Below are 21,192 nucleotides of genomic sequence, written 5' to 3' on the forward strand. Positions count from 1 at the left end.
CTGAACCTTGTCGGATGACAAGGCAGGGCTTGTTTGGGGTAGATTAGCTCCATTTCCCTTAGGTTTACACAAACTGTTCTTGGACTATTCCCCCGCCAGCGCGTCGCAGAACGCCTTGCCGTAAGGCGGGAGATCCGGCGGACGGCGGGCGGAGATGATATGTCCGTCCGTAACGACCGGCTCATCCTTCCAGATGGCTCCGGCATTCTCCATATCGTCGCGGATGCCCGGCGTGGAGGTGACCGTTACACCTTCCAGGATCTTGGCAGAGATGAGGACCCAGCCCGCATGGCAGATCTGGCCAATCGGCTTCTTCGCGGCATGGAAATCCTGCACCAGCTTCAGCACTGCGCTGTAGCGGCGGATTTTGTCGGGGGCCCAGCCTCCGGGAACCAGTATGCCGTCATAGTCAGCAGCATTCAGCTCGTCCCAACTGTATTCTGCGGTGGCGGGTACGCCATATTTGCCCACATAAGTCTTGTTCTTCGTAAGGCCAGCCAGATGAACTTCGGCCCCTTCTTCACGTACACGGTACACAGGATACCATAGCTCCAGATCTTCGAATTCTTCGTCTACAAGCGCAATGACCTTTTTACCGGCCAGTCTCATACCTTACACTCCCTTCGGAATTCACAAACTGATTTCTATGTCATTCTAACAAAAGAAAAACTTGAAGTCACTTTGGATATGGTAATTCCTAAGTCAATTGCCAATTAAAACATTATATGCAAACTTGCAGGGATTCGCAGGAACAAAGTCGAATAGTAGAATACGTAGTAGAGAAAAGGCAAAACTATGCGTTTTGTAAAAGATCATTCTGAGGTGTGGGAGATGTATAAGGATAACTTAATGAAGAAGTCATGTGGCTGCGGCGGGGTCATGACCATACATATGCATACGCTGATTTATAGTGCAAAGATCAAAATCACTCATGTTCCTGTATATACTTGCGGGGAATGCTCCCGTTATGAGCCTCTGCCGGTCATCAAGCGGGAACTTGGTCTGCTGATCAGGGAACTCGGGGAGCGCCCGTCCGGGCAACAGCAATTGTCCTTTGCGGACCGTAACGAGTGGGCCAGTGTGCTGAAGGATATCTTTGCTGCAGGTTTGTTCGCCGGCGGCTTGCCGGAGCTGGAAGAGTCGATTCGCAGGTCTATTCAGGGGCGGATTGATCTGCTGCTGGATGTCTATCGCACGGCGGCTGATCTGTCCGACAGGAAATGGATGGAAGAAATCGGCCTCCGGCTCTCCCAGTTGACGGCGCATTCGGCAGAAAGTGCCAAATAAAGAGCATTTTTTTACATTTTAAAAAATTTTCTGCAAAAACAATGAAAAACTTTCATCGAATGTTGGATTTTTCACGCGCTTTTTGATACGATAGAGGAAGATTACAGAATTCTTGAAATCTGAAGTGTTTCCACTTGAAATCTAAAGTGCTTTCAACTGGAAGCTGCTGGAGGACTAAGGATTGGCTGAAGGCGTACAAGCCCGCGCCAGGACTGGCGTTTCAACCTTTGAAAGAAATTTTGAAAGGAAAATGAAGCGTTATCATTGCACAATTGTACAAAGTGTCGTATCATAATTTTAATTAGTCGAACGATAAAATTTATCGCAATGGAGAGAGTAATTTGACGGTAACCATTTACGATGTAGCTCGAGAAGCAGGCGTATCTATGGCTACGGTATCACGGGTTGTGAATAATAACCCCAACGTGAAACCGCAGACCCGGAAGAAGGTTTTTGAAGCGATTGAGCGTTTGGGCTATCGTCCGAATGCTGTGGCGAGAGGGCTCGCCAGCAAGAAAACGACAACCGTAGGGGTTGTTATCCCTGATATCTCCAACTCGATTTTTGCGGAAATTGCACGCGGGATTGAAGATATTGCCAATATGTATCACTACAATATTATTTTGTGTAATGCGGACAAGCGCAAGGAGAAAGAGATCCGTGTAATTAACACATTGCTAGAGAAGCAAGTGGACGGATTGCTCTTCATGGGCGGAACGGTTACGGATGAGCATATTCAGGCTTTCCAGACTTCCGCAGTGCCTATCGTTCTCTGTGCGACCCGCGATGAGAAGGGCACCTATCCTTCCGTGGATATCGACCATGAGACAGCTGCGTTCGATGCCGTGAATACGCTTATCCGCCACGGACACCGTGAGATCGCTATGATCAGTGGCACTCTGCAGGACCCTGCGAACGGTTATGCACGGTTCCACGGGTATAAGAAGGCGCTGGAAGCGGCAGGTATCGAATATCAGGAGGATCTGGTCCGTATCGGTAACTATCGTTACGAATCCGGTGTCGAAGCCATGAAGTACTTCCTGGGTCTTAAGAAGAAGCCGACAGCTGTCTTTGCGGCTACCGACGAGATGGCTATTGGCGCTATTCACAGCATTCAGGATGAAGGACTTAAGGTGCCGGATGATTTCTCGATTATCAGTGTTGACAACATCCGTATGGCTTCCATGGTTCGTCCGCTGCTTACAACTGTAGCACAGCCGATGTACGATCTCGGAGCCGTAGCGATGAGATTGCTGACGAAGCTGATGAAGAAGGAGACGGTCGAGAATCCGCGGGTTATTTTGCCGCATGAGACGATTCTGCGTCTGTCCGTCAATCATGTCAACAAATAAAGGCCTGTAGGTTCAGCTTAGATACAGGTTTCTTAAGAAGCTCCTTCGGGGGCTTTTTATGTTTCCGTGAAGAGAAATGGAGGATAAGCAAATGAGCGGGGTTCTGGGATTGATTGGAGCAATGGATGAGGAAATCAGGCTGCTGCTTGAAGAGATGGACAATCAGCAGGTGACGGTGAAGGCGGGGATAACCTTTTACACTGGAACGGTGTTCGGTAAAAAGGCCGTAGTCTGCAAATCAGGTGTCGGCAAGGTGAACGCTGCTGTCACGACACAGATTCTGCTGGACAGCTTCGACGTTGATCAGGTGCTGTTCACAGGAGTAGCCGGGGCGCTGCATCCTGATCTGGATATCGGAGATATTGTTATTTCTTCACAGTGTATTCAGCATGATATGGATGTTACAGCACTCGGTTATGCCAGAGGGGTGATTCCGTATCAGGAGATCTCCGCCTTCCAGGCAGATCCGCTGCTGGTGAAGTTAGCAGAAGAGGCCTGTCAAGAGCTGGAGCAGAAGTCTGTAACAGGCATTGTGCTGTCCGGGGATCAATTCATTGCCAGCAGGGCGTCAGTAGCTATGCTACGTGAGCAGCTGGACGGGGCCTGTGCAGAGATGGAGGGGGCGGCGGTCGCCCAAGTCTGCCATATGAATGGGATACCCTTTGTAATCGTCCGCTCCATGTCCGACAAAGCCGATGGCTCAGCCCATGTGAATTACAGTGAGTTCACGGTGACCGCCTCGCAGCATTCGCATGCCATCCTTGAACACATGCTTAAGGCTATGTGAGGGATAAGGAATCTGAGCCGGTTAATAGGCTAATACATAAACCGCTGTCTGAAGCGAACCCGGTCGAAGGTCTCGCGGGAGGACAGCGGCACAGCCTGGCCCATGCGGACCATCAGACAATTGGCCGGGTGTGAGCAGATTTCCGGATCATCAGTGGCATACCACACCATATCTACCGTCTTCATCAGCTTCTCCATCATCTGGCGGTACTCCCATACCGTAAGACCGCTCCCCTTCAGGTCCCAGTGCCAATAATACTCCGTGGTGAACACGATGCAATTCTCCAGCTGCTCCTCTTCAAAAGCACTGGTCACCAGCAGCTTGCCCAGTCCGCTCCCCCGGTACTCGTCAGCTACTTCAATCGCCCCCAGCTCAATCAGATCGTCCATCCCGCCCTGAGACCAAAGCTCCAGCTCATCCGGATAATGAAAGGTGACATACCCCACTATAACGTCTGAGGCTAATGCTGCAACGATGCGCCCTTCCGGCAATCCGGAGATCTCAATTAATGCTTCGAGCTGCTCCCGCGGCTTACGGAAGGCATCCAGATCGCTATGTATGCTTAACGCCCGGAGGGTATCAGGCGATAAGGGCCCACTGACCGTTATAAGCTGTCCTTTGTGCTCTACGGTATGGGAAACGGGGATTTTACGATGCTCCATGGTCAGGGCTCCCTCCGGTTCACTATAATATGGAATGTAACCGCTTCCTGTGATATACTGATTCCGACACGGAATATTCACAAATGAAACATTGACAGAAATGAATAGAAACAGGTTCTTACCCTTAAAGCTTAAAGCAAACCAGTAGGGGAGGCAAGAGGAATGGGGCAAGTCCACAACGAAATTTTGCAGAAACGCGTGGAGCAGGCGAATATGGCCGATTATTCCCGGGCCGTTGACGAATTCCGGTGGGAGGATGTCGAGCGAAACTTCTCCTGGTATGAGACCGGCAAGGTCAATATGGCTCATGAAGCTGTGGACCGTCATGTGCTGGAAGGGCGGGGGGCAGCTACGGCCCTGATCTACAGCGATGCAGTGCGCGAGGAGCGTTACACCTTCGGGGACTTGCGGGAACGGTCGAACAAGTTCGGCAATGTACTCCGCAAATACGGAATCGGCAAAGGAGACCGGGTATTCATCTTCATGCCGCGCACCCCGGAGCTGTATTTCAGTCTGCTTGGTATTCTGAAGACGGGAGCAGTGGCAGGACCGCTGTTCGAGGCATTCATGGAGACGGCGGTGAAGGACCGTCTGGAGGACAGCGGAGCGGTGGCGCTGGTGACTACGCCTGAGCTGCTGCACCGGGTAAAACGTGAGCAGCTTCCCGGGCTGCGCCATATTTTTCTGGTCGGAGGAGAGGTGTCTGAGGATTCCGGTCTGCTGGATTATGGAACGGAAATGGCTGCGGCCTCTGCAGAGCTGGAACCGGAATGGCTGAGTCTGGATGACGGTCTGATCATGCACTATACCTCCGGTTCCACCGGGAAGCCCAAAGGCATCTACCATGTGCAGAGAGCCATGATCCAGCATTATTATACGGGGCAGGTAGTTTTGGACCTGCGGCCGGACGATGTGTACTGGTGCACGGCAGATCCGGGCTGGGTGACCGGCACCTCTTACGGTATTTTTGCCCCCTGGCTGAATGGTGTAGCCAATGTAGTCCGGGGAGGCCGCTTCAGCCCGCAGGACTGGTATAAGACGATTGAACGCTTCGGGGTTACGGTGTGGTATAGTGCGCCTACGGCTTTCCGGATGCTGATGGGAGCAGGCAAGGAGACCTTGGAAGGCATAGATCTGAGCAGCCTGCGGCATGTCCTGTCTGTCGGAGAGCCGCTGAACCCGGAAGTTGTACGCTGGGGGGATAAAATCTATCACCAGCGTATTCATGATACTTGGTGGATGACAGAGACCGGTGCCCAGCTCATCTGCAATTACCCGGGAATGGACATCAAGCCCGGCTCCATGGGACGGCCGCTGCCGGGGATAGAGGCGGCTATCCTGGATGACCGCGGCAACGTGTTGCCTCCATATGCCATGGGCAATCTCGCTATCCGCACGCCCTGGCCATCCATGATGGGCAAGGTGTGGAACAACCCCGCTAAATATGAGGAGTATTTCAGGATTGCCGGCTGGTATATCTCCGGGGATTCGGCGTATATGGATGAAGACGGGTATTTCTGGTTCCAGGGGCGGATTGATGATGTGATCAATTCCTCCGGGGAGCGGATCGGCCCCTTCGAGGTGGAGAGCAAGCTGGTGGAGCATCCCGCTGTTGCGGAGGCAGGGGTTATCGGTAAACCGGATGTCATGCGCGGCGAAATTATCAAAGCCTTCATCTCGCTGCGTGACGGGTATTCCCCGACAACCGAGCTGAAGGAGGAGATTGCGGCATTTGTCAAAGCAGGCTTGTCTGCCCACGCTGCGCCGCGCGAGATTGAATTCAAGGATAAGCTGCCCAAGACCCGGTCCGGCAAAATTATGCGCCGTGTCCTGAAGGCCTGGGAGCTGCATCTGCCGGAAGGCGATCTGTCTACCATCGAGGACTGATGATATATTCTTAATCTTGCATCTCTTTATTTTTGAGCTGGATCAACGTAAGCACCTGGATGGACGCTAAGCAGCAATGGATCAAAAACAGAAAGCAGCGATTCACTCTCGTTATTGGAGTGAATCGCTGCTTTTTTGACGTTCGAAGCTTTTGAGAATTTTGAGCATCTGACTTGTGGCAACCCTTATCCTCCGGTATTGCCGGCAGGCTTATTGGTGGCTTTCCCGCCAGTGTTAGTGCTGCCATTGCCGCTGTTCCCCCCGGCGCCGTTAGTTCCGCCGCCTAAGGGAGCGGGTTCATTGTTAGCAGTTGGCTGAACAATGATCATGCCGGGGTCCTCGGTCTTCTCCGGGATGATTCCGGGGTCCGGTGTCGGCGGAGTGACCGGAGGCTGTTCCGGAGAAGGCGTTGGCTCCGGGGTAGGCTTAGTGCCGCCAGCTATAACGCTGGAGGCCGTCTCGTGCCCGGCTACGTCCACCGCTGCAACATAGAAGCTGGCGCTTACACCGGCTGGTGTTCCAGGCTTGAAGACGGTACTTTCTCCAGCCGAGAGAACGTCCTGCTTTTTGAAGGAACCGCCGTTAAGGGAACGGTACAGACGGTAGCCAACCACATCGGGAGAACCGCTTGGAGTGAAGGTGACTACAGCCTTGCCGCTGCTGTAAGAGACCATTACTTCTCCGGGAGCGCTTGGTCCGTTGCCGTCATCCACCCGTGGATCGACCTCGGAAGGGTAGTCGGTTTTGGCATCCCGCGGCATGTAGTAACTGAGTGATTCGTGTGACCTCATAGCCGGGAAGGCTGCACGCAGCTCTTTTACCAGCTCCTGAATGGGTTTCTCGCGCTTGACTACGATCTTCTCCTTCAGGAAATCCTCAGGAGTGCCTTCGAGGGGAATGTAATTCACCCCATTGTAAGTGATATACCTGGCCTTGGAAATACCGTCGTCACTCTCTGTAGGGACAAATTTCGCATTGAACAGATCCGTTGTATATCTGTCCGTCAGCCTGGAAGGCTTCTTGCCGCTGTAAGCAGAGACTGTCGCTTTGACGATACCCTCGGGCTTGGAGAATTCCTTCGTTACAAACAGCTCAGGACGCTTGTCGATTACAGTATTCATAACTTTGGTCCACAAGGTCTGCGCTTGACGTTTCTGTGAATCACCCTGGAGTGTGTTGATCTGCTCTTTGTAGCCCACCCATATACCGAGTGTGACATCCGGAGAGTAACCCATGAACCAGACATCCCCGTAGTTCTGGGTGGAACCGGTCTTGCCGACAATCGGCACGTCTTTGAAATGCTTGTAATTCCTCTTCACCGTACTTGCCGTACCGTCAGTTATTACAGTACGCAGCATATCAGTCATCAGATAAGCCGTCTGTTTGGAGAAGACCTGCTCCGGATTAACTTTATGCTGGTAGACGATTTTACCTTGCGAGTCCACGATCTTCTCGATCATATACGCATCCGTGAAGGCACCCTGATTGCCGATGGAGGCATAGGCATTGGTTAGCTCTTCCACCGAAACCCCGTAACGCAGCCCCCCGATAACCCCGGTCTGTGCGTTATAGTCATTCTCCTCTATAGTAGTGATCCCCAGCTTCTTGGAGAAGGCCCAGGCTTTCTCGATCCCGACCTTGTCATTGAACAGCTTAAGGGCCGGGAGGTTCAGGGATTTGTTCAAGGCATACCGGGCGGTAACCAGACCCTGATAGCGGTTGTTGGCATTCTTGGGAATATGGTAACCTTTGCCCCCATCCTTCATAACTACAGGTGCATCGTCCAGAATACCGGCAGGCTGAATCAGTCCTGCATCCAGCGCAGGCAGATAGGCTGCGATCGGCTTCATCGTAGAGCCGGGCTGGCGGATCATTTGGGTAGCGTAGTTCATTTGCTCGATGTTGAAGTCGCGTCCTTCGATCATGCCGAGGATCGCTCCGGTCTTATTGTTAATCATAATGCCGGCCGTCTGTTCCTTGCCTCTGGCCTTACTGTCCTTCGTGAAGTTACTGCTGTCTTCGGAGATGGTGTGCATGGCACTGTACACTTTCTTATCAATGGTAGTGTAGACCCGGTAGCCGCCGGTCATTAGCTGCTGGCGGGCTTCCTCCAGAAGCTGAGCAGAATTGGATGTGCTGGCAGTATTGCTGGCGGCGTTCTCTTCCTTCAGTTTGAGCAGGATTTCAGACGCCTTGCGTTCAGTCTCCATCATAAGATAAGGGAAGGTGGCATAAGCCTTCTTCGTATGTGGAGCAAGGGAGCCCTTGATGTCGAAGAGCAGGGCTTCATCGTACTGGGAGGTGGTAATCTTGTTCTCCTCCAGCATCCGCCGCAGTACGAGCCGCTGACGGTCCATCGCCCGTCCGAAGGCCGTCTCGTTGAATTCGCCCACACCATTGAACGCGGAGTACTTAGAAGGGAGCTGAGGCAGACCCGCGAGGTATGCCGCTTGGGCCACGTTCAGCTTCTCCAGATCATTAATGCCGAAGATGCCCTTGGCGGCAGCCTTGATGCCGAATACATTATAGCCGTTGGAACCGTTCCCGAAAGGAACCTTGTTTAAATAAGCCGTTAATATTTCCTGCTTGGACAAGAAACGCTCCAGCCGCAGGGACAGCAGGATTTCCTTCACCTTACGGTCTTCCGTACGGTCCAGGTTCAGGAACACGCGCCGTGCAAGCTGCTGGGTAAGAGTGCTTCCCCCGGTCTGAGTGGATTCATTCAGCACCTTTTGCTTGACGGCCCGCAGGGTGCCGCTGACATCCACCCCTTTATGATTGTAGAAATTATTGTCCTCTATAGCGAGAACGGCATCAATCACAAGCTGTGGAATATCGTTGAATTCAATAATTCTGCGGTCTTCTTCCGTCCGGAGCTGGCCGATCGGCTGCCCGTCACTGAAGTAGGCAAAGCCGGTAATGGCATTCAGTCCAACTTGCTGCTGGATCAATTCTTCAGTCCGGACCGGATCATCCTTCACTATCGAAGTGACGTACCCTGCAACGGCGCCTCCGGCAAACAGAAAGCCGAGTATACCGAGTATGAACATCCACTTCACGACTGAACCGAACCTGCGGAGCCAGGATCTGCGCGGTGGACGCTGTTTTGCGGTCTTCTTTTTGTTCTCCTCAACCATCGACGATAATCCTCCTTTTAACGGAACTATTATAGCACAATTTGGCGATTTTGAATGCGCTTCTGCTGCAGAGGATTTTCAGCTGGGGCGTATGCATCATATAATTCCCTTATATTTGAACAAAAAAAGCTCCCGGATAAAAATCCGGAAGCTTTGATCAGATTCTGCTTGCAGCGGAATCTTAACGGTTGTAGAACTCGACGATTTGCTTCTCATCGATATCCTGGGACAGCTCGGCACGTTCAGGCAAACGAAGGAATTTACCTTCGAACGATCCGTCAGCATATTCCAGATAACCTGGAAGGTGGGAGCGGTTGTCCAGAGCTTCTTTGATAGAACCCATAGCGCGGCTTCTTTCGCGAAGTCCGATAACGTCGCCCACGCTTACGCGGTAAGAAGCGATGTCAACTTTTTTGCCGTTAACGGTTACGTGGCCGTGGGATACCAACTGGCGTGCGCCTGCACGGGAGTTAGCAAATCCAAGACGGTAAACCAGGTTGTCCAGGCGGCTCTCAAGCAAGAACATGAAGTTTTCGCCCGCGATACCCTGAAGCTTTTGTGCTTTGGTGAAAAGAGTTTTAAACTGCTTTTCGCCCAAGCCGTACATGTGACGCAGTTTTTGTTTTTCCAAAAGCTGCATTCCGTAGTTACTTACTTTTCTGCGTTGGTTAGCGCCGTGCTGTCCTGGTGGGAAAGGGCGTTTCAGGTCTTTGCCTGTACCGCTTAGGGAAATGCCCAGACGGCGGCTGAGTTTGAATTTAGGTCCGGTGTAACGTGCCATTATAGTAGACTCCTTTTAATTAAGAAAATTTATTGTAGGGCCTATTTGCGCCGCAATTCGTATCCGTGAAAGCGTTAAATGGTTTCACACTGCACAGGGAAGTTCAGCCGCTGCCCTGGCAGTAACGAAATGCGTAGAGGGTGACACAACGTTACGCCCAATTAAGACTTGTTACAGTCTTGTTCAACAATAAATATTATATGAAAATGACAGTCAAAGTCAAGCGCAAGTTAAAAGAGTTTTTGTCTTTCTTTGTCGTTAGTACTTTGGTCCTAAAAAAAATCCCGGTTTTGCGGAAAATATGATGCAATACCTAAGGAAAGGGAGTAAAATATAGCTAATTGGATGTTATCGGAAAATGTGATTTCAAATATCCTTACTATATAGAATCAGGGGGCGTGCTCCGGCCCTGGCCTGATTGAAGATGCAAAGGGGGTCCTCTTTATGTCAGAGCAGGAGGCATACGGTCATAAGGATATGGACAGCCGTATGCTGTTACAGGACAAGAGGCATTCTGGCGGTGGATCGGAAGATCCCGCCGCCTGGCTGCGGGAGACGGATATCGTATCTCACGATTTCCCTTATGCAGCCAGCTTGATTGCCGATAGTTTCAGAGAGTGGCGGGGACAGGGAGTGCCCTCCTTCACGGAGAGCTGGAGCTGGTGTGTGCTGAATTTTGAAGGTGACTGGATTGAATCTGACTCTGAATTCCGGCAGGGGCGCTGGAGATCAGAGTGGGAGGCGGCAGCCGGAAGCTGCTTGCAGACAGGCAGTATACATATTGCTGAGACCGTGGACGAAGGACAAGCCTATACATTACTGGCTTTGCCCATATTTACGCGCGGGCACGGAGAAATATTTGCGGTCCTTGGCTGCAGAATGCCGGCTGAGCAGTACGACATGGGCGGAAGACATACGGCAGAAGCCATGTCAATGCACTTCCAGACCTGCTTTTATCATACATTTGAACATGTATTTGTCTCGGACCTTGCAGGTGTGCATCTGCATGCCGAACGGGAGGGCAGCCGCCGGTCGCTGCTTTTTCAGATTGTCCAGCGCATGCATGACAACATTGATGTGGATGCCGTGCTGACAGAGGTCATTGACAGCATTGCGGCGATGTATCCGGGGGCACGGCTGGATCTGTTCATGTCCCAGGACCACCGCAGCACTCATCCGCAGGTCAAGCCGCTTCCGCGGCAATGGGCAAGCAATGATGTCTGTGCCAGAGCGTTCAAGGACGGGAAGGTGATCCTTCACACCGGGCGTGAAGACAACGCGACAGTTGAGGTAGGGCTTCCGCTCGGCGGCAAGCAGGGGGTCTACGGTGTATTTCATATGCTGCTGGACAAGCGCTCCTTCCACGAACTGGATCTGAGCTTTCTGTCCATGGTCGCCGATACAGCGGGCACCGCCTTCGAGAATGCGAAGCTGTATGAGCGCTCCAACCAGCTCATCAGAGAGCTGCGCATGAGCAATGAGCTTACCCAGCGGCTCAATCAGAGCCTGCGTCTGGGCGATATTTTTCAGTTTGCCTTTGAAGAGCTGCTGGCTATGTTCGAAGCGGATTACTGCTGCATTCTGCATAAGAATGAAGAACGCGGCGGCCTGGAGGTCATTGCCTGCAATCATCTCCCGCTGCTGGGTGAACTGGTTGAAACCGGGCAGGGACTCGGCAGCAAGGTATACGGCTCAGGAGAGCCGCTGCTCATGTCCGATTATAAATATGCGGTCGGGCAGACTTCGGCGCTAATGGATGCTACCGGTTCACAGTCGCTGATCGCAACCCCGCTATGTGTTGGCGGTGAGGTCCGGGGGGCTATTATGCTTGCACATAAGGAGGCCCATTTCTTCTCTTATGACAGCTACAGGCTGCTGCAGGCGATGGCAGGCCATATCGGGCTGGCTGTCGGGAATGCCAGGCTGCACGCTGAAGTGCGCCGTCTCGCCAACCGTGATACGCTGACAGGACTTTTCGCCCGGCACTATCTGGATGAAGAGATCAAGCAGCGGCAGTCCAAGGATTTCTGCGGAACGCTGATTGTTGTGGACATTGACCAGTTCAAGATGGTCAATGATACCTATGGGCACCAGAAGGGTGACAAGATCCTGCGACAGGTCAGCGAAATCGTCAAATCCTCGATCCGTCAGGGGGATGTTGCCGCCAGATGGGGCGGAGAAGAGCTTGCCGTGTATCTGCCCCAGCTTGGAGTCCAGCAGGCAGTATTCGTGGGCGAGCGTATCCGCAAGCGGGTGATGGGCGAGACAGAGCCTTGCGTGACCGTATCCTGCGGGATTGCCGAGTGGAGCTGGACCGATGAGCGGGTGAGCGTGGAATCGCTGTTCTACCGGGCGGATATGGCACTGTATGAAGCCAAGAACAACGGGCGCAATCAGGTAGTGATTGATAACAAAATGCTGGAGAACACCTCGAAGAATCCTTGGGCATAGACCTGGGGATTCTTTTATTTTTGTGGGGTGGATTCGCGTATAAGCCCAGCATTCAAGGAGACCCTAGGAAGAATGTATGTATACCCGCTTATTGCAGAAAGGGCTTGGTTGCCATGATGAAATTGCTGCGGCTGCGCACGGGAATCCTGATATTGCTGATGCTCTGTGTTCTTCCGTTCACCGGGTGCGCGGTTATGAAAGACAAACCGGCGGCGGAGGACCTAAGTCTAGTTATGGCCGGTATGGATGGCAGCGACGGCGTATCCTTTGAAGGAGCGGCTGCTCTGCTGGTCGGCGGCAAGGCGGTCCCGGAATCTTCGATCTACTATGGGGGCAAGGTGGCAGATCATAACAAGATCAGCCTGTATTCCCTCCTGCCGGACGGGGGCCATCCCGCTTCTGCGGCAGAGTCCGGTCCGCATCCGCTCGGGCAAGGCCCGGGAGAGGCTCCGGTCTATTATACCCGGCTGGTGAAGGAAGACGGTACATGGACGATGAAGCAGGGCTCCCCGGCCTTGGCCGGGAGCAATCCGCTGGAGGCATTGAACCCGCTGCGGCAGCTGGAGGACCTGGAGAGGCTGGATAAGAAGGTGACCGAGGAAGCGGGAAGCGCACGGGGAACCCGGGTCCTGCGGATTGAGCTGACGGCAGAGGCGGCGCGCAGTCAGCTCTCGGCAGAGCTGGAACGCGAGATGCAGGCGATACGTCCGGTTGCCGGGAGCGGGGCAGTTACGGCTGCTGGCACGCACGCTGAGGCGCTGGAAGCAAAGACTGCATTATGGGAGCAGAAGCAGTCAGAGCTGCAGCAGAGACTGGATCAGGCAGATATCCGGACGATTTATTACCTCAAGGTAGATCCGAAGCGGAATCTGCCTGCACGGCTGACCTGGAACCGCACCCTAACCTATCTCGGCAAGGCAGGAACGACCACTGAAGAGACCTATATCACCCAGGTTGATTTCTATGGTTATCAATGAGTATTCGCTTCCCGTAATGGCTTGCGCTCTATAGCAGGCGTGCTACAATATAACGGTATGTTTATTTTCTGTATCAGGAAGGAAGAGAGAGAAAGATGAATGATCCCCGGATTCAAAAGCTGGCGGCGAACCTTGTAGGTTATTCCGTAAATGTTCAGCCCGGCGAGAATGTACTCGTCGAAATGATCGGCAGTGAGAGAGATTTGATCAAAGCCGTTGTGGAGGAAGTGGGCAAAGCCGGAGGCAGTGCATTTGTACAGCTGACCGACCGTACCGTTCTGCGCAGTATGCTCAAATATGCAACACCTGAAGGAATGAAGGCTTGGGCAGACATCGACCTGAACCGGATGAAGCAGATGGACTGCTATATCGGCATCCGTGCCGGTGAGAATGTCAATGATCTGTCCGATGTGCCGGAAGAGAACATGAAGCTCTACAATTCCCTGTATTCCCACCCGGTACATAGCGAAGAGCGCGTCAAGCACACTAAATGGGTGGTTCTGCGCTACCCTAACGCCAGCATGGCCCAGCTTGCCAATACGAGCACTGAGGCCTTCGAGGACTTTTATTTTGAAGTCTGTAATCTGGATTATGCCAAAATGGACAAGGCCCAGGATTCGCTGGCTGAGCTTATGCGCAGAACCGACAAGGTGCGTATCTCCGGTCCCGGAACCGATCTCACCTTCTCCATCAAGGGAATCGGGGCTGAGAAATGCTCCGGCCAAAAAAACATTCCGGACGGGGAAGTTTACAGCGCTCCTGTGCGTGATTCGGTAAATGGAACGATCAGCTATAATGCTGCGTCGATCTATAACGGCGTGACCTTCGAGAATGTGAAGTTTACGTTCGAGAACGGCCGGATCGTGGAGGCTTCCAGCAATGATACGCCGCGCCTGAATGAAATTCTGGATTCCGACGACGGCGCGCGCCATATCGGCGAGTTCGCCATCGGCTTCAACCCGTATATTCTTCATCCCATGAAGGATATTCTGTTCGACGAGAAGATTGCCGGCAGCCTGCACTTTACGCCGGGCCAGGCTTATGATGTGACCGACAACGGCAACCGTTCGTCCATTCACTGGGACCTGGTGCTCATTCAGCGTCCTGATTACGGCGGCGGAGAGATCTACTTCGATGATGTGCTGATCCGCAAGGATGGAATTTTTGTACTGCCGGAGCTGGAAGGTCTGAATCCGGAGAACCTGAAATAAAATGATATAAAAGCGGTGAGCAACGAAACGCACAGGCTTGTTTTTAAGAAACACCTTGCGTGGGTAAGCGGATTCAATGTATCATGGAATTGGTTACAGATGAACATAAGTTCATAATCAAGTTGCGGAGGGATTCCTATGTCCAACAATGCGGCAATCGTGGATATTGCACAGACAGCAAGCCAGTTTAACTCATCTATCGTTCTTCAAGCGGACAACAAGTACATTGATGTCAAGAGCATCCTTGGCTTGTTCACTACCCTGGTATCCAGCCAAAGCTACGAACTGCACGTACATGGAACAGATGCTGAGGCAGCCAAGAAAGCTATGAGCGAAGTTTTTGCCAAACACAATTTGAATTTCACTGTAGTAGCAGAGTAATTTAAGATTTCCCTAAGACGTCTGGCCCTGCGGCTGGGCGTCTTTGCTGTGAATAACGTTGTTTTTGCAGGAACTTCGGGAATAACCATAACTGAAATCTTGTATTAGGTCCTAATTTCGACTAATATTAAGAATAATAAGCATTAGCAGCTGTAACTTTGGGACATGGGGGGGAAAATGCATGACTTCATCGGATTTGCAGGAACAGCTTAATATCAAAGCAATCAATCTTCTTCAAGAAGATGCCGATAAAATTCAGAAGCTTATTGAAGTACAGATGGAGAATTTGGCGACCCGTTACTGCCCTCTCTATGAGGAAGTGCTGGATACCCAGATGTATGGCTTCTCGAGAGAGGTCGATTTTGCGGTCAGGGCAGGACTGGTACCGGAATTTACAGGCAAGCAGGTGCTGAGCAAGCTGGAGCGTAATTTGGCTGTATTGTACGAGGCGCTGAACAAGAAGGCTGAGGAGCGGGAGATGTAAGTCCCGGTCATTCATAAAAACGCACACGAAAGACCCCAGGGTCGATCATGTGCGTTTTTTTTAGAATCTAAACCAGATAGAACGATACGCCCAGAATCAAGTAGACCGCCAGCAGCAGGAGGCCTTCGTACCAGTTAGTGGAACCGTCCTGAATAATCGACTTGGCGATGAACACGGATACGGCAATCGCTACAATCTCAATCGTTGTGAAGACAATAGACATGGTGTTGCCCATGAAATAACTGGCGAAGATCAGCACAGGGGCGACGAACAGGGCGATCTGCAGACTGCTTCCTACGGCAATCTCAACGGCGGCACCAATCTTGTTCTTCATGGCCAGCATAATAGCGGCACTGTGCTCTGCGGCGTTACCGATAATCGCTACGAGGAAGGCGCCGACGAACAGCTCGCTGAAGCCGAAGCGTTCCGTCAGGGTCTCCAGGGTACCGACCAGCCATTCGCTGACGAACGCGACCATCACTGTAGCAATCACCAGATAGAGGATCGAACGGTTTCTGGACCACACAGGAGCATGTTCGTTCGGAAGCTCCTCTGCGTTATCCTCAGTGACGTCGGCCAGATATTTCTTGTGCGTAATCATGGAGAAGACCAGCCACGCCAGGTAGGCGGCGATCAGCAGGCCTGCGACGACAAGGCTCAGCACATCCGTGTCCTTCTCGGTGATGGAGTGCGTGTTGAAGAACATGGCAGGAACGAACAGAGCGATGACTGCAACAATCATCAGCGAGCCGTTCAGACCGGCGAGTGTGACATTGAAGTTCTGAACCTTGAACTTCATGCCCCCGGCAAAAATACTGAGTCCGAGCACCAGCAGCAGGTTGCCGATGATCGAGCCGGTAAGACTTGCTTTGACCATGTCGAACAGCCCTTCCTTGACCAGGAAGAAGGCGATGATCAGCTCGGCCGCATTGCCGAATGTGGCGTTAAGGAAGCCGCCCAGCCGCTGTCCGGCATAGTGGGCTACGCTCTCTGTGGCCCGGCCGAGGAAGCCGGCCACGAAGATGACCGAAACAGCGGACAATACGAACTGAAGGGTATGATCCCAGTCCGCGTAATGCCCTATGGCGCTGAGGATGAAGCTGATGACCAGCAGCGCCGGAGAGATCCATTTTTTCAAGGTACAGCACACTCCAGTCTCTATATGTAGGTTGATTTCATAATCAATATACCCAAATTGTTCAGGGCTGTAAACGGGGCTGAGAGAAAGTGATTTGCTTTTTAGCCTGTTTTGGAATTACAATAATTGATAATGAGAGTAGGGGGGATATGGCATGGCAGAACAGCTTCAACTTGAAATGGGAAATATACGGATATCCAATGACGTTGTCTCAAAAATTGCCGGCTTGGCAGCACTTGAGACTCCCGGAATTGCAGCCATGTCTGGCGGTTTGTCAGAGGGCTGGGCGAAACGCCTGAGCGGCAAGAATGTGCAGAAGGGTGTTACGGTCGAGGTAGGCCAATTGGAAGCTGCGGTAGATCTGCGCATTATCGTCCTGTATGAAACGCCGATTCATGAAGTGTGCCGCATGCTTCAGCAGAATGTCCGCGAGGCCGTGGAGAGTATGACAGGGCTTCACATCGTAGAGGTAAATGTTAAGGTCGAAGGCGTAGCGTTCAAGAACGACGAGATTTCTTAAGCACAATTATATTAGACATCCATGCAAAAGGCAGTCCGGAACTATTCCGGACTGCCTTTTAATTTCCTCATACATCATCTGTATGTAGCCTCTTAGCGCGCACGGGTACCGGCACTTCTGTTGTTGCGGACCTGTCTGACGGTAGTCACAGACTTCACGACTTCCTCTTTGGCAGGGCGGTTGGTCTCTCTGGAGATGCTGAGAATAATTCCCATGCAGAGCATGGTGACGAGCAAGGAGGAGCCGCCGTAGCTGATAAAGGGTAGTGTGACCCCTGTAAGCGGGATGGTGTTGGTTACACCGCCAATATTGATGAAGGCCTGAATGGCGATGAGTCCCATGATCCCGATGCCGACGAGTGTGCCAAAGGGATCAGTACAGCGCAGTGAGATCAGAATCCCCCGCCAGATAAAATACAGGTACAGCAGGAGAAACAGAGCCGTTCCCACAAAGCCCAGCTCCTCACCGATCACGGCGAAGATAAAGTCGGTATACGGATACGGCAGATAATGCAGCTTCTGGATGCTCTGGCCGAACCCGGAGCCTTGCGTGCCTCCTTCGCCCAGGGCGATTAAGGATTGCATAATTTGATAACCGGAGCCGTCAGCATTGCCCTCAGGGTCCAGGAAGGCTTCAATACGGCCCTGTCTGTAATCCTGCGTAACTTCGGCCTTCTCGGACGGCGGCGATAAGGAATCAATGGCGGTCTTGGCTCCCATGACGAGGGCCACCCCCAGCACAAGCAGGCCGATTGAGCCCATAATATGCTTCATGCTGGCGCCGCCGGCATAGATGACAAGTCCGCTGGTAGCAACGAGAATGAGGCAGGAGCCGAGATCGGGCTGCATCATAATCAGTCCGGCGACAATCCCGACGATAATCATCACAGGGATATATCCTGTCCGTAAATCGCGCAGGCGTTCGCCTTTTTTGGTGATCAGGGCAGCCAGATACAGGATGATGGAGATCTTGGCCAGCTCGGTAGGCTGAATCCCAAGGGTTCCGATGCTCATCCAGCTCTTGGCGCCGTTTATCCCCTCTGTGGTCGCAACGAACAGCAGCAGGACTAGTGTAATTACGAAGATCGGGGCGTACCACTTCTTGAACTTGCTGTAGTGAATATTCATCACGATGAACATGATGAAGGTGCCCAGCACAGCCCAGACCAACTGGCGCTTCACGAAAAAGAAGGCATCATAACTGAATAACTTGTTCGCAAGGGTTAAGCTGGAGCTGGAGCTGAACACCATTAGCACGCCGAAACCGACGAATAGCAGGGTGAGAATAAGCATCTGGAAGTCGGGCGTCCCTCTTTTGGGCGGGCTGGATTTAGCAGCCGTTCTTCCCTTCATGGTACTCAAGCTTCCAGCAGCGCTTTCAATTCATGGATATGCTTCTTGGCGGCATCCAGCACCGGCTGAGGCACCGGAGATTCGTAATCCAGCCCGTGGGGGAAAGTCGCTTTGCCCAGGTAGACGGCTTCAATGGCCAGCACCGCATCGGATTTCTCCAGCTTGCCTTCCACTGCGCGGGTATTGACCCGCAGGAAGTATTCGCCACCATCCTGACGGTCTTCTATTTTGCAGTCGTAAGTAGCGCGGTAGTATTCCCATTGCCACCTGATGAATCCGGCTTTGGTTGCACTCTCGTCGAGATAAAGAAGGTCACTCTTCAATCCTTCGAGGCCAGTGTTCTCAAATATCATAGCGCACAACTCCCCTTAATGAAGTATAATGATACATTTGTAATTAAAATTTGCTATTGTTCTTCCTCATGATAGTATGTTTCCCGGGGTTGTGCAAGGTAGATCGGGCTGATCGGTACCCACTTTTTTTGGCGAATCTGCTACAATAAAAGAAAGTTGGCAGGCTGCGGACGAAGCCGGGATGAAGCAGGCACGCCGCAGGCTTGTCCTAAGGATGCTGCCAGAGAAGGGAATGGAGAATTATGGAGAGGTTAACGGCCAGCGGGCTGCTACCGGAAATGGTGAAATGGCGGCGCCATCTGCATCGTCATCCGGAGCTGTCGTATCAGGAGAAGGAGACCTCCGCCTATGTCGCGGCAAGGCTCGCTGAACTGGGGATTGAGATCAGACGGAGCAAAGCGGGCTACGGCTTGACAGGCATACTTAAGGGCCGGGAGTCCGGCAGAACGGTTGTCCTCCGGGCGGATATGGATGCACTGGCTATCACCGAAGAGAATGGCCGGGAATATGCTTCGCAGTATCCCGGTATTATGCATGCCTGCGGGCATGACGGCCATACGGCCATGCTGCTTGCAGCCGCTGCTTATTATAGCTCCCGCCGGGAAGAACTGAAGGGGGAGGTCCGCTTTTTGTTCCAGCCGGCGGAGGAGGTCTGTCCCGGCGGTGCGGTGGGAATGATTGCGGAAGGCGTGCTAGAGGGGGCGGATGCTGTCTACGGGCTGCACTTGTGGACACCGCTCCCGCTCGGAACGGTAGGCAGTGCGCCGGGGCCGCTGATGGCATCCGCCGATGAGTTCTTCATTGATATGATCGGCAGGGGCGGACACGGTGGGATGCCGAACCGCACAGTAGACAGCATTGTTGCCGGTGCGGCATTGGTGACCGGGCTGCAGAGTATTGTCAGCCGGAACGTTGATCCGCTGCGCCCTGCTGTAGTCAGTGTAGGAACCATTCAGGGCGGTTCGGCCCAGAATATCATTGCTGAGCGCTGCCGCATTACCGGGACGGTGCGGGCGTTCGATGAAGAGACGCGTCATCTGATCTGCCGCAGAATCGAAGAGATGGCAGCTTCGGTTGCCGCGGCGTACGGTGCAGAAGCGAAGGTCGATTATCTGATGGGCTATCCGCCGCTGGTGAACGACGAAGCGGAATATGACCGCTTTTACCGTGTCGCACCTGAGGCGCTGGGGCCGGACGCAGAAGTGATTCGGATGGAGCAGATTATGCCGGCGGAGGACTTCTCTTATTATGTGAAGGAGATTCCCGGCTGCTTCATCTTCGTAGGTGCGGGCAACCCGGACAAGGATGCTGTCTATCCGCATCATCACAGCAAATTCGACTTCGATGAGGATGCCATGCTCCATGGAGTCAAGCTGCTGATCGCGATGGCCGATTCCTGTCTGAATGAAGCGTCATCCGTATAAAACCTGGCGCTCCAGGAAAAACTACTCTCAAATGCCATGGTAACATGGACAGGAGGGTTCATTGTTGAAGACCTTGAAGACAGTCAAAGAAGTCATGACCGCGCATCCGGTGTCGGTTACTCTGCTGGACAATATCTACGAGGTTGCCGTTAAAATGAGAGATAACGGGACCGGCTTCATTCCTGTGGTAGATTCGGCTGACGGGGCAACCCTGATTGGTGTAATCACCGACCGGGATCTGGTCATCCGGGGATATGCGGACAAGCATTCCGGCTCAACTGCTGTAGAGACGGTCATGAGCCGGGAGGTCATTTCCGTTCCAGAGTCTGCGTCCGTTGAGGAAGCGGCTGAGCTGATGGCGTCCGCGCAGATCCGCCGGATTCCGGTGACCCAGGACAAGAAGCTGACCGGGATAGTGTCGCTGGGCGATTTGGCAGTCAAGAGAGTGTTCGCCGATGAGGCTGCGGAAGCGCTCCATGACATCTCACAGCAGCAGCTGCACTAAATAGCATGAGGAAAGGCTCATTATCCGGGTTGCGGAGATGGGCTTTTTCGTTGTACCGAAAAATACGGAAATCAAAAGGATAAGTCCCTCTGAATGGGCTGGAAGAAGGCCGGATGGGGGAATCAAAGGGATAAGTCCCTCTGAATGGTGCTGGGAGTAGGACGGATGGTGGAATCAAAGGGATAAATCCCTCTGATGGGGCTGGAAATAGGCCGGATGGAGAAATCAAAGGGATATATCCCTCTGATGGGGCATGAGAAGGCCGGGATGGAGAAAACAAAGGGATAAATCCCTCTGAATGGGCGGAGTGTAGCTGAAAGTGAGGAATGAGGAGCACTAGTGCACTTGAATTCAGCGGACGCAGGCTAAATGAGCAAATGAGGAGCAATAGTGCACCTGAATTCAGCAGACGCAAGCTAAATGAGCAAATGAGGAGCAGTAGTGCACCTGAATTCAGCAGACGCAGGCTAAATGAGTAAATGAGGAGCACTAATGCAACTGAA

Annotated in this window: 19 protein-coding genes; 12 read left to right on the forward strand and 7 right to left on the reverse strand. The window is 52.6% G+C overall.

The features are described 5' to 3' along the window. Window positions 1-84: 84 nt before the first annotated feature. On the reverse strand, window positions 85-609 hold the full coding sequence (locus HQN87_RS00590) for a type 1 glutamine amidotransferase domain-containing protein (protein ID WP_173126173.1): 525 nt from the start codon (window positions 607-609) through the stop codon (window positions 85-87). Window positions 610-849: 240 nt separating this feature from the next. Here HQN87_RS00590 and HQN87_RS00595 point away from each other — a divergent pair, with 240 nt between their 5' ends. The 3 genes from HQN87_RS00595 (at window position 850) to HQN87_RS00605 (ending at window position 3,426) form a co-directional block, all read left to right on the forward strand. Beyond that, entirely contained in the window at window positions 850-1,287 is a 438-nt protein-coding gene (locus HQN87_RS00595) for a hypothetical protein (RefSeq protein WP_173126176.1), read from the forward strand. A 341-nt stretch (window positions 1,288-1,628) separates the two neighbouring features. Continuing rightward, window positions 1,629-2,639 carry a catabolite control protein A gene (gene ccpA / locus HQN87_RS00600; RefSeq protein WP_173126179.1) on the forward strand — a complete coding sequence of 337 codons (1,011 nt, stop codon included), beginning with the start codon at window positions 1,629-1,631 and terminating at the stop codon, window positions 2,637-2,639. A 91-nt stretch (window positions 2,640-2,730) separates the two neighbouring features. Continuing rightward, a complete protein-coding gene (locus HQN87_RS00605; RefSeq protein ID WP_173126182.1) occupies window positions 2,731-3,426 on the forward strand; it encodes a 5'-methylthioadenosine/adenosylhomocysteine nucleosidase in 696 nt (231 codons plus the stop codon). Between the two features lie 29 nt (window positions 3,427-3,455). On the opposite strand, the gene HQN87_RS00610 is transcribed toward HQN87_RS00605, so the two are convergent. After that, window positions 3,456-4,088, reverse strand: coding sequence for a GNAT family N-acetyltransferase (locus HQN87_RS00610; protein WP_173126185.1), 633 nt, complete (start codon window positions 4,086-4,088; stop codon window positions 3,456-3,458). Window positions 4,089-4,250: 162 nt separating this feature from the next. Here HQN87_RS00610 and acsA point away from each other — a divergent pair, with 162 nt between their 5' ends. Beyond that, the gene (gene acsA / locus HQN87_RS00615; RefSeq protein WP_173126188.1) at window positions 4,251-5,975 is read left to right on the forward strand and encodes an acetate--CoA ligase; all 1,725 of its coding nucleotides are present in this window, start codon (window positions 4,251-4,253) and stop codon (window positions 5,973-5,975) included. Between the two features lie 185 nt (window positions 5,976-6,160). Here acsA and HQN87_RS00620 read toward each other — a convergent pair whose 3' ends face one another. Both HQN87_RS00620 and rpsD read right to left on the reverse strand, forming a co-directional pair. Then, window positions 6,161-9,112: a transglycosylase domain-containing protein gene (locus HQN87_RS00620; RefSeq protein ID WP_173126191.1), complete on the reverse strand. Its 2,952-nt coding sequence runs from the start codon at window positions 9,110-9,112 to the stop codon at window positions 6,161-6,163. A gap of 181 nt (window positions 9,113-9,293) precedes the next feature. Then, window positions 9,294-9,893 (reverse strand): 30S ribosomal protein S4, encoded by a 600-nt coding sequence (gene rpsD / locus HQN87_RS00625; protein ID WP_173126195.1) that lies wholly within the window; start codon window positions 9,891-9,893, stop codon window positions 9,294-9,296. A gap of 444 nt (window positions 9,894-10,337) precedes the next feature. Between rpsD and HQN87_RS00630 the strand changes: the two genes are divergently transcribed. The 5 genes from HQN87_RS00630 (at window position 10,338) to HQN87_RS00650 (ending at window position 15,397) form a co-directional block, all read left to right on the forward strand. Further along, complete coding sequence (locus HQN87_RS00630; RefSeq protein WP_173126199.1) at window positions 10,338-12,344, forward strand: sensor domain-containing diguanylate cyclase; 2,007 nt, start codon at window positions 10,338-10,340, stop codon at window positions 12,342-12,344. Between the two features lie 113 nt (window positions 12,345-12,457). Continuing rightward, window positions 12,458-13,321 (forward strand): hypothetical protein, encoded by an 864-nt coding sequence (locus HQN87_RS00635; RefSeq protein WP_173126202.1) that lies wholly within the window; start codon window positions 12,458-12,460, stop codon window positions 13,319-13,321. A 95-nt stretch (window positions 13,322-13,416) separates the two neighbouring features. Beyond that, window positions 13,417-14,532 carry an aminopeptidase gene (locus tag HQN87_RS00640; protein WP_173126206.1) on the forward strand — a complete coding sequence of 372 codons (1,116 nt, stop codon included), beginning with the start codon at window positions 13,417-13,419 and terminating at the stop codon, window positions 14,530-14,532. 138 nt (window positions 14,533-14,670) lie between these two features. Further along, window positions 14,671-14,913: an HPr family phosphocarrier protein gene (locus tag HQN87_RS00645; protein ID WP_173126209.1), complete on the forward strand. Its 243-nt coding sequence runs from the start codon at window positions 14,671-14,673 to the stop codon at window positions 14,911-14,913. A gap of 181 nt (window positions 14,914-15,094) precedes the next feature. Beyond that, entirely contained in the window at window positions 15,095-15,397 is a 303-nt protein-coding gene (locus HQN87_RS00650) for an Fpa/YlaN family protein (RefSeq protein ID WP_173126212.1), read from the forward strand. A gap of 67 nt (window positions 15,398-15,464) precedes the next feature. On the opposite strand, the gene cax is transcribed toward HQN87_RS00650, so the two are convergent. After that, the gene (cax, locus tag HQN87_RS00655; RefSeq protein WP_173126216.1) at window positions 15,465-16,535 is read right to left on the reverse strand and encodes a calcium/proton exchanger; all 1,071 of its coding nucleotides are present in this window, start codon (window positions 16,533-16,535) and stop codon (window positions 15,465-15,467) included. Window positions 16,536-16,689: 154 nt separating this feature from the next. Here cax and HQN87_RS00660 point away from each other — a divergent pair, with 154 nt between their 5' ends. Then, window positions 16,690-17,055, forward strand: a complete 366-nt coding sequence (locus HQN87_RS00660) for an Asp23/Gls24 family envelope stress response protein (protein ID WP_019911482.1) — start codon at window positions 16,690-16,692, stop codon at window positions 17,053-17,055. Window positions 17,056-17,147: 92 nt separating this feature from the next. Here HQN87_RS00660 and ftsW read toward each other — a convergent pair whose 3' ends face one another. Next, entirely contained in the window at window positions 17,148-18,407 is a 1,260-nt protein-coding gene (gene ftsW / locus HQN87_RS00665; protein WP_173126220.1) for a putative lipid II flippase FtsW, read from the reverse strand. A gap of 5 nt (window positions 18,408-18,412) precedes the next feature. Beyond that, the gene (locus HQN87_RS00670) at window positions 18,413-18,760 is read right to left on the reverse strand and encodes a YugN family protein (RefSeq protein WP_173126223.1); all 348 of its coding nucleotides are present in this window, start codon (window positions 18,758-18,760) and stop codon (window positions 18,413-18,415) included. A gap of 242 nt (window positions 18,761-19,002) precedes the next feature. Between HQN87_RS00670 and HQN87_RS00675 the strand changes: the two genes are divergently transcribed. Further along, window positions 19,003-20,184 (forward strand): amidohydrolase, encoded by a 1,182-nt coding sequence (locus HQN87_RS00675; protein WP_173126226.1) that lies wholly within the window; start codon window positions 19,003-19,005, stop codon window positions 20,182-20,184. A 73-nt stretch (window positions 20,185-20,257) separates the two neighbouring features. After that, a complete protein-coding gene (locus HQN87_RS00680; RefSeq protein ID WP_173127598.1) occupies window positions 20,258-20,689 on the forward strand; it encodes a CBS domain-containing protein in 432 nt (143 codons plus the stop codon). Window positions 20,690-21,192: the final 503 nt, after the last annotated feature.

Origin of the sequence: Paenibacillus tritici (assembly GCF_013204885.1) — a bacterium.
GTDB classification, from domain to species: domain Bacteria; phylum Bacillota; class Bacilli; order Paenibacillales; family Paenibacillaceae; genus Paenibacillus_AQ; species Paenibacillus_AQ tritici.